Here is a 12,508-nt window from a genome sequence, read left to right as displayed (position 1 = left end):
CCCGCGCCCTGCCGGGCGGGACATCATTGGGATCAGCGGCCCTGCTGCAGCCGCCGCCAGGCGGCTGGCGTCTCGCCGACGATCTGCCGGAAAACCTTGGTGAAATGGGCCTGGTCGGAAAAACCAAGCTGGGCTGCAATCCCGGCAATGGTTACGTCGCTTTCCAACAATAGCCTCTTCGCAAAGTCGACACGCTTTGCATGCTGCCATTGCAGGGGCGTCTGACCGGTGGTCTGTTTGAAGACATTGCCGAACCAGCTTTCCGAGAGGCCGACGATCGCGGCCATATCGGCGACCGACATGCGATAATCGCCCAGTGCTTCGACGCGCGATGTGAGCTTGTTCATCTGGGCCGTGGTCAGGCGGCCGCTGGCTTTTTCGTCTTCCCCGGAAATATCGAGAAGGCCGGCGATGATGCTGCCCGCCAGGTTTTCCGCGTAGAGGGGGTGTTTTGAAGGACTGGATATTTCGCCAACCAGCAGGTCAGCCAGGGCCTGAACCGCGGCTATATCCTGTATTTCGACCGGCCGTCGTAACGCGGCCTGGGCCGCCGAAGCTCCAACAGATGGGGCCAGGAACCTCAAGAGCCTGTTCTTATGGATGTGTAGATTGAGATGCGAGAACCGATGCATAGACCTGCTGCTCGTCCACATCGGGACGCCCGCAGGAATATAGACAGCGCGGGGCATCGGGCGGGAATCCCCTAAAAAATTGTCTCCCCGGTTCGAGATGCGGACCTGCGAAGACACGTCGTTGAAGAAAATCATTATCCGCGGATCCTCCGCGAGATAATAGCCGTTCGCCCCGGCCTGGCTCTCTGCTTCCCAGAGCACGCTGACGAGACCATCGAGCTGGCGCCACCGGACCGGGGAAACGACGCGAATCCCTTCGGTCCGCCAGATCATTGAATGCCAAAAATTCAATGCAAAAATCCGTCTCTCGTTATGGCAATGATATTCTGGATTGGGCAATCATCGCGAGAAGCAGCCAGCGAGCAACGAATACTTCCAATAAGGCCTCACGCAATCCTGCTGCCCACATCACAATATCATGAGTTTTATAATCATGCTTTTCCTTGATAGCAATATCGCCCAATCCACGGGTCATCGGCGGATCGTGTCTCGGCGCCGACGGGCTGAAGTCTTTCAACATCACTGGTCTCGAAAGTCTGGACGGATCGGGGCGTCGCCGTTCGAGTGATACACGAACTTTCAATGCGCCGGTGAGTAGCGCCTTCAAAAGTAACAAACCTTCCCGCGCCAATTCCATAGGTATCATCCGCTCTCCAAAATTGGGGGCCGGCAGTTCGGTTCCCTTCAGGGCGCAAGATCAAATCATGCTCCTCACTACGGCGCCGATGTGGATTCACGGATAATGAGCGAATAATCAATCTGATAGTGATTAGGCACCCTGTGTCCATCCAGCCGGGCAAGCAGGTATTCTCCCGCGCCGCGCCATGTCACGTCGGTCGGTACGTGCAGGGTCGTGAGGGCTGGCCTCAAGTGGCGACTCCAATCGAGGTCGTCGAAGCCGACGACGGAAAGGTCTTTCGGTAGCTGCAGGCCGCGTCGCTCGGCTTCCAGCATGACACCATAGGCAAGCACGTCGTTGCCGCAGGCGATCGCGGTCGGTGCAGTCTTGCCCGTCAGGAGTTGCCGGGCGGCGTCGCGTGCATCATCCAGCGTATAGCGGACTTCGACATGCCGTTCGGCCGGTAGGTCGAGACCGTTTTCGGCCAAGGCGCGCCGGAAGCCTCGAATACGGGCGCTGGCGCGATCGTTGTTTCGCTGGAGCGCGCTTACAACCCCGATCTTTTTATGTCCAAGGGAGATCAGGTGCATCATTGCCCGGTGAGCGGCTGCCTCGTTGTCTACGCCGATGCTGGCTGCGGTTCCGTTCGGATTGTAAACACCGACATTGATTGAGGGCATGTCTCGAGCGACGAGCAACTCCCGGAGGGCCTGATGATGGCAGTCGCCGCGCAGGATAAGCCCGTCGATACCACGGCCGATCAGATTGCGCGCCTGTTCGAGTTCCACGTCTATGTCGTATTCGTTGGTCGCGAGGATGAGCATGTAACCACGCGACGAAAGAAATTTCTGCAGGGACTCAATGCCCCGCGCAAACATGGCGTTGTCGATGGTCGGGATGATCGCGCCGATCGTTCGGGTGCGATTGCTGGAGAGCGCGCGTGCCATACCGTGCGGCACGTAACCCGCCTCTTCGACAATCGACTGGATGCGCTGTCGAAGTTCCTCGCTGACGCTTTGGGGCCTGTTGAGCGCGCGTGACACCGTTGCGGTGGAAACCCCTGCCAACCGCGCGATGGCTCTTATTCCGGTCTTCTCTTTTTCGGCGCTCATTCGTGCACTCATATGTAACGTTACATACCTTAGCAACGCTTTTGAAGCTGCTGTCAAACGAATAATGCGCTGCATTGCAACTAGAATTTAAAAACGCCCTGCATGGTTGACAGGGCTGGAAGGGCGGGTCTATGTAACCGGTTACATGACCTGGGCTCGGGAGAAGCGAGGTCGTGTCGCTCGAGGAGCGAGCGCTGGAACACCGCCTCAAGGCGGCCAAGTGGAGGAAAGCATGCCAAGAATCTCCGCAGCCCGTATTCTTATCGCATCCTGCGTCCTTGCCGGCGCCGCGAGCCCCGCATTCGCGTTCGACTGGAAGGCCCATGACGGCGAGACGGTTTCGTTTCTCGCCAACAACAATCCCTGGTCCCAAACGGTCCTCTCCCACAAGGACGAGTTCACCAAGCTGACCGGCATCAACTTGAAGGTAGACTCCTATCAGGAACAGCAGATGCGTCAGCGTCTGGTGACCGTGATGAATTCCAAGAGCGACGAGGTCGACGTCTTTATGACGCTTGCGTCGCGCGAAGGCGAGCAGTTCGCGGCCGCCGGATGGTACGCGGATCTTTCTGCCTATACGCAGAAGGACGTGGCGCCCGACTATGATTTCGCCGGTATCAGCCCGGCGCTGGTCAAGGCTGCGACGTTCGGCGGAAAGCTGACAAGCATTCCGCTCAATCTCGAAGGCCCGCTCCTCTATTATCGCACTGACATCTTCGAGAAATGCAAGATCGCCAAGCCGGTTTCGCTGAGCGACGTCCAGGCGGCGGCGAAGAAGCTGAAGGAATGCGACAGCAGCATCACGCCGTTTACCTCGCGCGGCCTTAAGGCGGCGCTCGCGTATACGTTCAGCAACGTCCTGCACAATATGGGCGGCAAATATATCGTCGATGGCAAGTCGGCGCTCTGCGCTCCGGCCGGTCAGAAGGCGATCGGTTATTATGGCGAGCTGCTGAAGGATTACGGTCCTCCCGGCTCGTCGAACTACAGCTTCTACCAGATCTCGGCGCTCTACCGCGCTGGCCGCGCGGCAATGGCGTTCGAATCCTCCAACGAGCTGCGCACCATCATGGAAGGCGGCGAGCGCCTTAAGGACACCGACGTAATCCCGCTTCCGGCGGGTGACGCGGGCAGCGTGCCGACGGCAATCGGCTGGGGCCTGGCAGTGTCCAACCACAGCAAGAAGAAGGATGCCGCCTGGTATTTCGTTCAATGGGCGTCCAGCCCCGAAATGCAGAAACGTTTGGCCATCCAGGGCGTCGCGGCGCCGCGTTCCTCGGTTGCCGACGATCCGGAATACAAGAAGTGGATCTCCGAGGCGCCGGTGCGTGGCAGCTGGCAGTTGGCTCTCGGCGAACTGGCCACCAAAGGCTCATCTGAGGTCGGTTACCCGATCGTTGCCAATCCGGAATCGCGTGATTACATCGGCCAGGCCGTGCAGGATATTCTTCTCGGTCAGAAGCCGGTCACCGAGGCCTGTGCCGCAGCCGACAGCGCGCTCGATGGATTGATCGCCCGCAAATAATGCGGTCGGCAATCCGACCGGAACCAAGCTCAGTCGCGACCCCGACAGTCGGGGTCGCCAGTTCCCCGATCCTGATTGGAGATCGCTCCATGAAACCAGGCTTGAACGACAGCCAGGGACGGCAGCTTGCCGCCTTGTCCGCACCGGCGGTGATCTTCACCGTCGCGATGATCGCCTTTCCGGTCGTCTACACGATCTGGCTCGGTTTCCAGTCCTTTTCCAGCACCGGCGCGTCCAGCTTCGCGGGGCTTGCCAACTACGCGGCACTGATCAAGGACGGCGAGTTCTGGAACGGGCTCTACGTCACCTTCGCGCTCTATATTCTGTCGATGGTCCTGCAGCTCGTTTTCGGCATCTATCTCGCCATGCTGCTGTTCCATTCCAAGCGGCTGTCCGGGTTCCTGCGCTCGCTGCTGATCTCGCCCTTCATGATGCCGCCGGTCGTTGCCGGCATGATGTGGCTCGTTATCCTCGATCCGTCGCTCGGCGCCGCCAACTATATCCTCCAGTCGATCGGCCTGCCGCCTTCCGAATGGCTAGCCTCGCCGACTTGGGTTATCCCTACCGTGGCGCTGATCGATACCTGGCAATGGGCACCCTATGTGGCTCTGATCGTGCTGGGCGGCCTGCAATCGCTGCCACCAAGCGTCTATGAAGCCGCCCAGATCGACGGCGCGTCGCCGGCCCGCATCTTCCGCCGCATCACCTTGCCGCTGCTGCTGCCGACAATCGTCACTGCCGCGGTGCTGCGCAGCGTCGATCTGCTGCGCTTCTTCGACATCATCTATATCACCACCCAGGGCGGGCCGGGTAATGCGTCGAATACGCTCAACATCTACGGTTTCCGTGTCGGCTTCGAATTCTTCAACATCGGTTACGCTAGCGCGCTGATGATCACGCTGTCGGCCATCGTGCTTGTCGCTGTGTTGATGCTCAGTCGCCTGCGTTCAGCTGTGGCCTGGTAAGGAGAAGACGATGAACGGATCCCAGAATTCCGATCGCTGGCTCCGCTGGCTGCATACGATCCAGCTCACCATTGCCGGCATCCTGATCCTCGCGCCGACCGTCTGGATGGTGCTGTCCTCCTTTAAGCCGTCCTTCGAGGTCACGTCCTATCCGCCGACGCTGATTTTCCAGCCGACCTTCGAGAATTACGTCACGCTTTGGCAAACGACACCGTTTCTCTCCTATGCGGTCAACAGCTTCGTCGTCACCCTCGGCTCGACCCTGCTCGGTCTGATCTTCGGTATTCCGGCTGCCTTCGCGGTCTCCTGGTCGCGCGTCACCTGGCCGGCAATCCTGACGCTGGCCGCCCGTATGGCGCCGGGCACGCTGTTCCTCCTGCCCTGGTACATCATGTTCCGCGAGATGGGACTGATCGGCTCCTATACGGCGCTGATCCTCAGCCACGCGGTGATCACCATGCCGATCGTCATCTGGGTTCTCCTGCCCTTCTTCGACAATATTCCGCGCAGTGTCTTCGAGGCGGCGCAGATCGACGGCTGCTCGGTGGCGCGGGTGCTCTGGAAGATCGCCCTGCCGCTCGTCGGCTCCGGCGTTGCTGTCTCCTCCATCCTCGCCTTCGTCTTCTCCTGGAACTTCTTCCTCTTCTCGCTGATCCTGTCGAATTCCGACACGAAGACACTGATCGCAGCCGCATTCAATTTCGTCGGAGAGGGGTCCACGCAATGGGGATCGCTGATGGCTGCGGCAACGCTGATCGCGCTGCCGCCCCTGGCGCTCGCCATTCTGGTGCAACGCTGGCTGGTCGCCGGTCTCACTCTCGGCGCCGTCAAAGGATGACCATCATGAGGGAAATATTAAATTCACGCATGCGGGCCTCGGTCTTTCATGGAGACCGGCGCATCACCATCGAAAGCCAGGACATTCCCCCCGTCAGCGAGGGCGAGGTTCTCATAAAGGTCAGCCGCACCGCGCTGTGCGGCTCGGATCTCAAGCTCTGGTACAAGGGAGCGGAGTTCACCGCCGGCCATGAGATCTTCGGAACCGTGGAGCAGCCGGGCCATCCGCGCCATGGTGAGCGCAATGTCGTTTATATCCCTCTGCATTGCGATCACTGCGAAACCTGCAGGGCCGGCGACACGCAGATGTGCCTGGAAGTGTCGAGCCTGATCGGCTGGAACCGGCCGGGCGGTTATGCGGAATATCTGCCGGTGCCGGAAAATTGCCTCCTGCCGGTCCCCGACGATATAGAGGACGATCTGGCGCCGCTTCTGCTAGATACTATTGGAACCTCGGCGCATGCGGTCCGCTTTGCGATGCCGCTGGTGCCGCCGGAGGAAAACGCGCCTGTGCTTGTCATGGGCGCTGGTCCGGTGGGCCTGGGCGTCGTTCTGGCCTTGCAGAGCCTCGGCTACACCGACATCCACGTCGCCGATCCGAACGAGGAACGGTTGCAGATCGCGCTCTCCTTCGGCGCCAAGGCCCGCCCGGTCGGCTCGCGGGAAAAACGGTTCAAGCTGATCTTCGAATGCTCCGGCGCGCATGCGGCCCGCAATCTCGGCATCGAACTCGTCCTGCCGCGCGGCGCTTTGATGCTGGTCGGCGAGAACGCCGCGCCCTGGACGATCGAGGAGGGCAAGATCTTCCGTCGAAAGGATTTTTACATGATCCGGACCTTCTATTTCCCGATCCGGGATTTCGAGCCGAATATCGATCTGCTCAGGAAGAACATGGAAAAATACCGCCGTTTCGTCGATGCCGCTTTCGGACTCGACACGCTGCCGGAAAATTTCGCCCGCTTTGCCGAAGGCAAGCTGATCAAACCTGTCCTGTCATTCGGGTGATCCATGGCCTCCATCAGCATCAACAATCTCGTCAAGAAATTCGGTGAACTCACCATCATTCCGGGCCTCGACCTGGAGATAGCGGATGAGGAATTCGTCGTTTTCGTCGGCCCGTCCGGGTGCGGCAAGTCCACACTCCTGCGCATCATTGCGGGCCTTGAGCCCCTGAGCGATGGAGAGATTTTCATCGGTGACACCAAGGTCAATGGCGTGCCGGCCTCGAAGCGCGATATCGCCATGGTGTTCCAGGATTATGCGCTCTATCCGCACATGACGGTCTATGACAACATGGCATTCGCGCTCGAACTGCGCGGCATGACCAAGTCGGAGATCGACCTGCGTGTCCGCCGCGCCGCCGCCCTGCTGCATATCGAGCCCTTCCTCGATCGCAAACCGAAGGCACTTTCGGGCGGCCAGCGCCAGCGCGTCGCCATGGGCCGCGCCATCGTCCGCGATCCGAAAGTCTTTCTGTTCGACGAACCGCTGTCGAACCTTGACGCGAAACTGCGAAACCAGGTGCGCGCCGAGATTAAGGCACTGTCGCAGGAACTCAGGACAACGATGATTTTCGTTACCCACGACCAGGTCGAGGCGATGACGATGGCAGACCGCATCGTCGTCCTGAAGGGCGGCGAGATCCAGCAATATGGCCGTCCCGAAGAGGTCTACGAGACGCCGGCCAACCAGTTCGTCGCCGGCTTCATTGGTTCGCCGGCAATGAACTTCTTCGATATCCGCCGTTCGGGCGATGGCTTTGCTCTTATCGGCGCTGACGGGCTGGCTGCACCGGTGCCGGACGCGGCCAAGGCTGGCCTCGACTCCGCGCAGGAGGCCGTCATCGGCATCCGGCCGGAGCATTTTCTCCATGCGCCCCACGATCCGAAGGCGTTTGCCGTGACCGTCGACCTCGTCGAGCCGCTCGGTTCCGACACGCTGGTGCATTTCAATCTCGCGGGCATGAACACGGTCGCGAGAGTCAATCCCGAACTGCGGCCGAAGGTCGGCGAGCAACTGAAACTCGCCGCGCAGCCGGGCAAGGCGCATGTTTTCGATAAGGCGTCCGGCAGGGCGATCCGATGAGTGAGGAACGCGTCATTCCCGATGCGAGGCATCCGCGCGTCGTCTGCCTCGGCCTGTCGGCGCTCGACCGCATCTGGCGGGTGCAGGCACCGTTTTCCGGCGGCAGCGAAAAGATCCGCGCTGACGAACATCTGACGGAACCGGGTGGCATGGCCGCCAACGCTGCGGTGACGGTTTCGCGGCTGGGCGGGACCGCATCCTTCTGGGGCAGAGCAGGCAAGGATGATGCCGGCCGTGCAATGGCGGATTCCTTCATCGCCGAAGGCGTCGATATCGCCTGCTTCCGGCTTTTCGAAGATGGTGCCTCATCCGTCTCCGGGGTGATCGTCGACCAGGCCGGCGAACGACAGATCGTCAATTTTCGAGGCTCCTACCCCATCGATCCGGGCTGGCTGCCGCTTGGCAGTTTGCAGGCCGATTGTGTGCTCGCCGATCCGCGCTGGCCGGACGGGGCGGAGGCCTTGTTTCGCAGGGCGAGAGAACAGGGCATTCCGACCGTGCTCGATGGCGACGTCGCCGATGCGGAGATCTTCGAACGGCTTCTGCCGCTCACCGATCATGCGATCTTCTCTGAACCCGGTCTCGCTGGCTTCGCCGGGCGCGAGATCGGCGCAGCCCTTTCGCACGCCACCTCGTTCGGATCGCCCATGGTGGCGGTTACCCGCGGCGACAAGGGCGTAACCTGGCTCGAAGGCGGCCGGATGCATGAAATCCCGTCGCCAAGCGTTTCGGCCATCGACACGACGGCTGCGGGCGATGTCTTCCACGGCGCCTATGCCTTCGCGATCGGCGCCGGCCTTCAAACCCGCGACAGCATGGGCTTCGCCAGTGCCGTCGCCGCCTTGAAATGCACCCGCGCGGGTGGTCGCGCCGCCATTCCGACATTCGACGAAATCAGGTCTCTTGAAAGGAACAATAATGCTTACTCTCGGTAAAACCCGCGGCCTTGCCCGCTTGGCCAACAAGCAAGGCCATTTCTGCATGGTCGCGCTCGACCAGCGTCCGCCGCTTTTCGAAGCAATTGCGGCGGCGCGCGGCATAGACAAGGCTCAGGTGCCGTTTTCCGACGTCATCACCGCCAAGCGCCTGTTGGTCGAGAACCTGTCGCCGCATTGCAGTTCGATGCTGTTTGATCCCAACTATGCGATCCCCGCAGCGATCGATATTCTGCCGGCCGATTGCGGGCTGATCGTCACGCTCGAGGATCACCGCACCGAAGAGACCGAGGGCGGCCGCAAGTCGAAGGTGATCGCCGACTGGAGTGTCGAGAAGATTCGCCGCCTCGGCGGAGACGCCGTCAAGGTTCTCGCCTGGTACCGCCCGGATGCGTCGCCTGACGTGCTCGAACACCAGAAGAATTTCGTTCGCCAGATCGGCGAGGACTGCAAGCGGTTCGACATTGCCTATGTGCTCGAACTTCTGGTCTTCCCTTTCCTCGGTCAGGCCGGCCATACGGGGGACTATGTCGAATCCCCGACCAAACTGCCGGAACTGGTGATCGACAGCGTGCGGGAATTCGCCAAGCCGGAATATGGCGTCGATCTCCTGAAGCTGGAAAGCCCGCTTGCCGCCAACAGCCTGCCTGCCCGCGACGGCAGCGAGGCCTCCAAGGCGGTGCAGAAGGAATTCGATGCTGTCGGCAAGATCTGCGCCGATGCCGGCATTCCCTGGGTGCTTCTCTCGGGCGGTGCAGCACCTGAGAAATTCGAGCTGGTGCTTGATTATGCTTATGCGGCTGGCGCCGGCGGTTTCCTCGCCGGCCGGACGATCTGGCTGAACTCGATCCGCTCGCATTTCCCCGACACCGAGGCTGTCGGCAAGTCGCTGGCGCAGGAAGGCGTTGCCGTTCTGGACAGCCTCAGCCGCCTGACCGCAGCAAAGGCACCCAGGTGGAAGGCACCGGCGCCGGCCTTTCACGTCATCAAGAGCGAAGGCGATTTCGCCCAGAGCTACACCGCAGCCTGAGATTAGACCAGTTGGGTGCCGTGAGCCGATCGCGCGCCCAGGCGGAACTCGATAAACCGATAAGAAGTTCGAGGCGAGGATGATGCAGGACCCGTTCAGTTTTCCACCTGGCTTTCACGCTGTCGTCATCGGTGGGGCGGGCGACATCGGCTCGGCCATCGCCGAACTGTTTCATGCCCGCGGTGCGGTGGTGACGGTGACCGGCCATGACCAGCCTGCCGTCGATCGATGCCGGCTCAACGGCATCGACGGGATTGCGGTCGCGATTCTCGACGTTACTTCGGACGAGGCGGTCAGTGCATTTGCCGGTGGTTTCGAGCGGGTTGATGCCGTGGTCAATTGCGCCAGCATCCTTGCGCGCGACGAAGAGTTCAAGATCGAGATGTTCCAGAAGGTTCTCAACGTCAACCTAACCGGCACGTTCCGCATCTGCATGGCGTTCAAGCCGCGTCTCGAGGCCTCGAAAGGATCGATCGTCAATATCGCCTCGATGAATGCCTTCGCTGCACTGCCGCGCATTCCCGCCTATTGCGCCAGCAAGGGCGGCGTCGTGATGCTGACCAAGGCGCTGGCGCTCGCCTGGGCCGAGGCAGGCATTCGCGTCAACGCCGTAGCACCCGGTTATATCGAGACGGCCATCAATGCCGAGGGCCGCAAGGACGTGGCGCATCACGAGCGGATCGCCGGCCGAACGGCTCTGAAACGCTGGGGGAAGCCGCAGGACGTGGCCGGAGTGGTCGTCTTCCTCTGCATGCCTGCCTCCGAATACGCGACAGGCACCGTCTATGCGATCGACGGCGGTTTTCTGGCGGGATGACGAAGGGAGAATGTCCGCGTGCAGGATGAAATAAAGATCGTTTCGGCCGACGCCCTGGTTTTCCGTTTGCCGCTGGAAAAACCGGTTTCAACCTCATTCGGCACTATGCTCGACCGGCCGGCAGTGTTCGTGCGCCTGGAGGACGATCGCGGCACCGTCGGCTGGGGGGAGATCTGGTGCAACTGGCCCGCCTGCGGTGCCGAACACCGGGCGCGCCTGCTTGTCAGCGATATTGCTCCGCGTATTCTCTGGCGATCTCTGCCGTCCCCAAAGGACCTGTGGAGGGAACTGACCGCCGCCACCGAAATCCTTGTATTGCAGACCGGTGAGGTCGGTCCCTATGCGCAGGTGATTGCCGGTTTCGACATGGCTTACTGGGACCTGACGGCGCGCCGCGCCGGTTCATCTCTGGCAAAGGCGATGAGTGATATGGCCGCCCATCAGGTCCGCGCCTATGCCAGCGGCATTCACATACTCGACGCGGAGCGCATGGTGGCGGAGGCCCGCTCTGTCGGTTATCGCGATTTCAAGGTGAAGGTCGGGTTCGATTTCGACCGTGACCTCGACCTCCTGCGCCGCCTGCATGCTGATCTTCGTCCCGGCGAGACGCTGCATGCGGACGCCAACCAGGGCTTCTCGGCCGAGCAGGGCCGAGCCTTTCTCCGGGCAACCGACAATCTCGGCCTTGGCTGGATGGAAGAGCCGGTGCGGGTGGATTCCGATGATGTGCTCTGGGCAGACCTTGCCGGGCTGACATCGACCCCCTTGGCCGGTGGCGAAAACCTGATCGGCGAACCGGCATTCCAGTCCGCCATCGCATCCGGCAGCCTTTCGGTGATCCAGCCCGATGCGGCGAAATGGGGCGGTCCGAGCGGCTGCTTTGCCGTTGCACAGGCCGCCCGCGCAGCCGGGCGGCGTTATTGCCCGCACTTTCTTGGGGCCGGCATCGGTCTTGTCGCCTCGGCCCATATTCTGGCGGCTGCCGGCGGCGACGGAATGCTAGAGGTCGACATCAATCCCAATCTACTGCGCGACGCGATCGTGCCGCGCTGGCCGATCGTACGGCAAGGCTGGGTCGATTTGCCGGAAGGCAAGGGGCTTGGTGTCGAACCCGATCTGCAACAGTTGGCATCCTTCCAGACGATGCGCCTTGTTGCAGAAGAGCGGTCATGATGCCGTCCGGCGGCATCGCCCTTTTCGTGCTTTTGTCTTTCGTCGCCGCCTATATGCAGACGCTGACCGGCTTTGCCTTTGGCCTGCTGCTGATGGGGGCGGTGGCCCTGACCGGGCTCATCCCCTTGCCCGAAGCGGCCATCATCGTCAGTCTGTTAACGCTTGCCAATGCGCTGATGGTTTTGCTGAAGGGATGGCGGGAGATTGCCCGGGGACCGTTTCTTCTTTCGCTTGTCGGCGCCATTCCGCCGATCCTTGTCGGTTACATGCTTCTGGATCTGCTCGCCTCGTCGTCGCTGGCTGCTCTGCGGCTAATCCTCGGCCTCGTCATCATCGTTTCCAGCCTGCAACTGATTTTCCGGCCAAGCCCGCGCGAACGCCTGTCGTCCAATCCGAGTTTCGTGTTTTTCGGCGCGCTCGGCGGCATTATGGGAGGCCTGTTTTCGACAGCCGGGCCGCCGCTGGTCTATCATCTCTACCGGCAACCACTGCCGCACAGCATGATCCGCGAGACACTGGTGGCGGTCTTTTCAATCAACGCCATGTTCCGCCTCGTGCTGGTGATGGCATCCGGAGAACTGCCATCACATGCGGTGGTCTGGGCGATGGCCGGCCTGCCGGGCGTGCTGATCGCCACCTATGCCGCGCGCCGCTGGTCACCGCGCCTGGCGCCCGCCGCCCTGCGTCGGTTGGCCTTCGTGCTGCTGTTGATGTCTGGGCTGTCACTCGTCGTACCGGTACTGACGGCTTAACAGATCCAGAATGAAGCGGCACCCAC

At 61.2% G+C, this 12,508-nt stretch carries 13 protein-coding genes; 10 read left to right on the top strand and 3 right to left on the bottom strand.

Features of this window, described 5'->3' with window-relative positions; translation table 11 throughout:
• Positions 1 to 32 precede the first annotated feature (32 nt).
• From ABK249_RS18370 to ABK249_RS18360, 3 genes are all read right to left on the bottom strand, one after another.
• Positions 33 to 923: a helix-turn-helix domain-containing protein gene (locus ABK249_RS18370; RefSeq protein WP_348863592.1), complete on the bottom strand. Its 891-nt coding sequence runs from the start codon at positions 921 to 923 to the stop codon at positions 33 to 35.
• 19 nt (positions 924 to 942) lie between these two features.
• On the bottom strand, positions 943 to 1,269 hold the full coding sequence (locus ABK249_RS18365; RefSeq protein ID WP_348863591.1) for a hypothetical protein: 327 nt from the start codon (positions 1,267 to 1,269) through the stop codon (positions 943 to 945).
• A gap of 77 nt (positions 1,270 to 1,346) precedes the next feature.
• Positions 1,347 to 2,363 (bottom strand): LacI family DNA-binding transcriptional regulator, encoded by a 1,017-nt coding sequence (locus tag ABK249_RS18360; RefSeq protein ID WP_348863590.1) that lies wholly within the window; start codon positions 2,361 to 2,363, stop codon positions 1,347 to 1,349.
• Between the two features lie 232 nt (positions 2,364 to 2,595).
• Between ABK249_RS18360 and ABK249_RS18355 the strand changes: the two genes are divergently transcribed.
• The 10 genes from ABK249_RS18355 to ABK249_RS18310 all read left to right on the top strand — a co-directional run bounded on the left by ABK249_RS18355 (position 2,596) and on the right by ABK249_RS18310 (position 12,482).
• Positions 2,596 to 3,888 (top strand): ABC transporter substrate-binding protein, encoded by a 1,293-nt coding sequence (locus tag ABK249_RS18355; protein ID WP_348863589.1) that lies wholly within the window; start codon positions 2,596 to 2,598, stop codon positions 3,886 to 3,888.
• Between the two features lie 89 nt (positions 3,889 to 3,977).
• A complete protein-coding gene (locus ABK249_RS18350) occupies positions 3,978 to 4,853 on the top strand; it encodes a carbohydrate ABC transporter permease (protein ID WP_037145072.1) in 876 nt (291 codons plus the stop codon).
• 10 nt (positions 4,854 to 4,863) lie between these two features.
• Complete coding sequence (locus tag ABK249_RS18345) at positions 4,864 to 5,691, top strand: carbohydrate ABC transporter permease (RefSeq protein WP_037145074.1); 828 nt, start codon at positions 4,864 to 4,866, stop codon at positions 5,689 to 5,691.
• A gap of 5 nt (positions 5,692 to 5,696) precedes the next feature.
• Entirely contained in the window at positions 5,697 to 6,695 is a 999-nt protein-coding gene (locus tag ABK249_RS18340) for an alcohol dehydrogenase catalytic domain-containing protein (protein WP_348863588.1), read from the top strand.
• Positions 6,696 to 6,698: 3 nt separating this feature from the next.
• Complete coding sequence (locus tag ABK249_RS18335) at positions 6,699 to 7,775, top strand: ABC transporter ATP-binding protein (RefSeq protein ID WP_348863587.1); 1,077 nt, start codon at positions 6,699 to 6,701, stop codon at positions 7,773 to 7,775.
• Positions 7,772 to 8,710, top strand: a complete 939-nt coding sequence (locus ABK249_RS18330; RefSeq protein WP_052182556.1) for a sugar kinase — start codon at positions 7,772 to 7,774, stop codon at positions 8,708 to 8,710. Before ABK249_RS18335 ends, ABK249_RS18330 begins: the two co-directional genes overlap by 4 nt.
• Entirely contained in the window at positions 8,694 to 9,740 is a 1,047-nt protein-coding gene (locus ABK249_RS18325) for a tagatose 1,6-diphosphate aldolase (RefSeq protein WP_348863586.1), read from the top strand. Before ABK249_RS18330 ends, ABK249_RS18325 begins: the two co-directional genes overlap by 17 nt.
• A 79-nt stretch (positions 9,741 to 9,819) precedes the next feature.
• Entirely contained in the window at positions 9,820 to 10,557 is a 738-nt protein-coding gene (locus ABK249_RS18320) for an SDR family NAD(P)-dependent oxidoreductase (RefSeq protein WP_348863585.1), read from the top strand.
• 18 nt (positions 10,558 to 10,575) lie between these two features.
• Positions 10,576 to 11,730 carry a mandelate racemase/muconate lactonizing enzyme family protein gene (locus ABK249_RS18315; RefSeq protein WP_348863584.1) on the top strand — a complete coding sequence of 385 codons (1,155 nt, stop codon included), beginning with the start codon at positions 10,576 to 10,578 and terminating at the stop codon, positions 11,728 to 11,730.
• Positions 11,727 to 12,482 (top strand): sulfite exporter TauE/SafE family protein, encoded by a 756-nt coding sequence (locus tag ABK249_RS18310; RefSeq protein ID WP_348863583.1) that lies wholly within the window; start codon positions 11,727 to 11,729, stop codon positions 12,480 to 12,482. Before ABK249_RS18315 ends, ABK249_RS18310 begins: the two co-directional genes overlap by 4 nt.
• The last annotated feature ends 26 nt before the right edge of the window (positions 12,483 to 12,508 follow it).

The sequence above is a fragment of the Neorhizobium phenanthreniclasticum genome, from assembly GCF_040066075.1.
GTDB classification, from domain to species: Bacteria; Pseudomonadota; Alphaproteobacteria; order Rhizobiales; family Rhizobiaceae; genus Neorhizobium; species Neorhizobium petrolearium.
The sequence above is the reverse complement of the archived record's forward strand: the minus strand, read 5'-3'. Positions and strand labels throughout refer to the sequence as shown.

Bases quoted from the DNA above. Each gene is read 5' to 3' on its own strand.
- ABK249_RS18365 (WP_348863591.1), bottom strand. From the start codon at position 1,269: ATGGAATTGGCGCGGGAAGGTTTGTTACTTTTGAAGGCGCTACTCACC.
- ABK249_RS18360 (WP_348863590.1), bottom strand. From the start codon at position 2,363: ATGAGCGCCGAAAAAGAGAAGACCGGAATAAGAGCCATCGCGCGGTTG.
- ABK249_RS18355 (WP_348863589.1), top strand. From the start codon at position 2,596: ATGCCAAGAATCTCCGCAGCCCGTATTCTTATCGCATCCTGCGTCCTT.
- ABK249_RS18350 (WP_037145072.1), top strand. From the start codon at position 3,978: ATGAAACCAGGCTTGAACGACAGCCAGGGACGGCAGCTTGCCGCCTTG.
- ABK249_RS18345 (WP_037145074.1), top strand. From the start codon at position 4,864: ATGAACGGATCCCAGAATTCCGATCGCTGGCTCCGCTGGCTGCATACG.
- ABK249_RS18340 (WP_348863588.1), top strand. From the start codon at position 5,697: ATGAGGGAAATATTAAATTCACGCATGCGGGCCTCGGTCTTTCATGGA.
- ABK249_RS18335 (WP_348863587.1), top strand. From the start codon at position 6,699: ATGGCCTCCATCAGCATCAACAATCTCGTCAAGAAATTCGGTGAACTC.
- ABK249_RS18330 (WP_052182556.1), top strand. From the start codon at position 7,772: ATGAGTGAGGAACGCGTCATTCCCGATGCGAGGCATCCGCGCGTCGTC.
- ABK249_RS18325 (WP_348863586.1), top strand. From the start codon at position 8,694: ATGCTTACTCTCGGTAAAACCCGCGGCCTTGCCCGCTTGGCCAACAAG.
- ABK249_RS18320 (WP_348863585.1), top strand. From the start codon at position 9,820: ATGATGCAGGACCCGTTCAGTTTTCCACCTGGCTTTCACGCTGTCGTC.
- ABK249_RS18310 (WP_348863583.1), top strand. From the start codon at position 11,727: ATGATGCCGTCCGGCGGCATCGCCCTTTTCGTGCTTTTGTCTTTCGTC.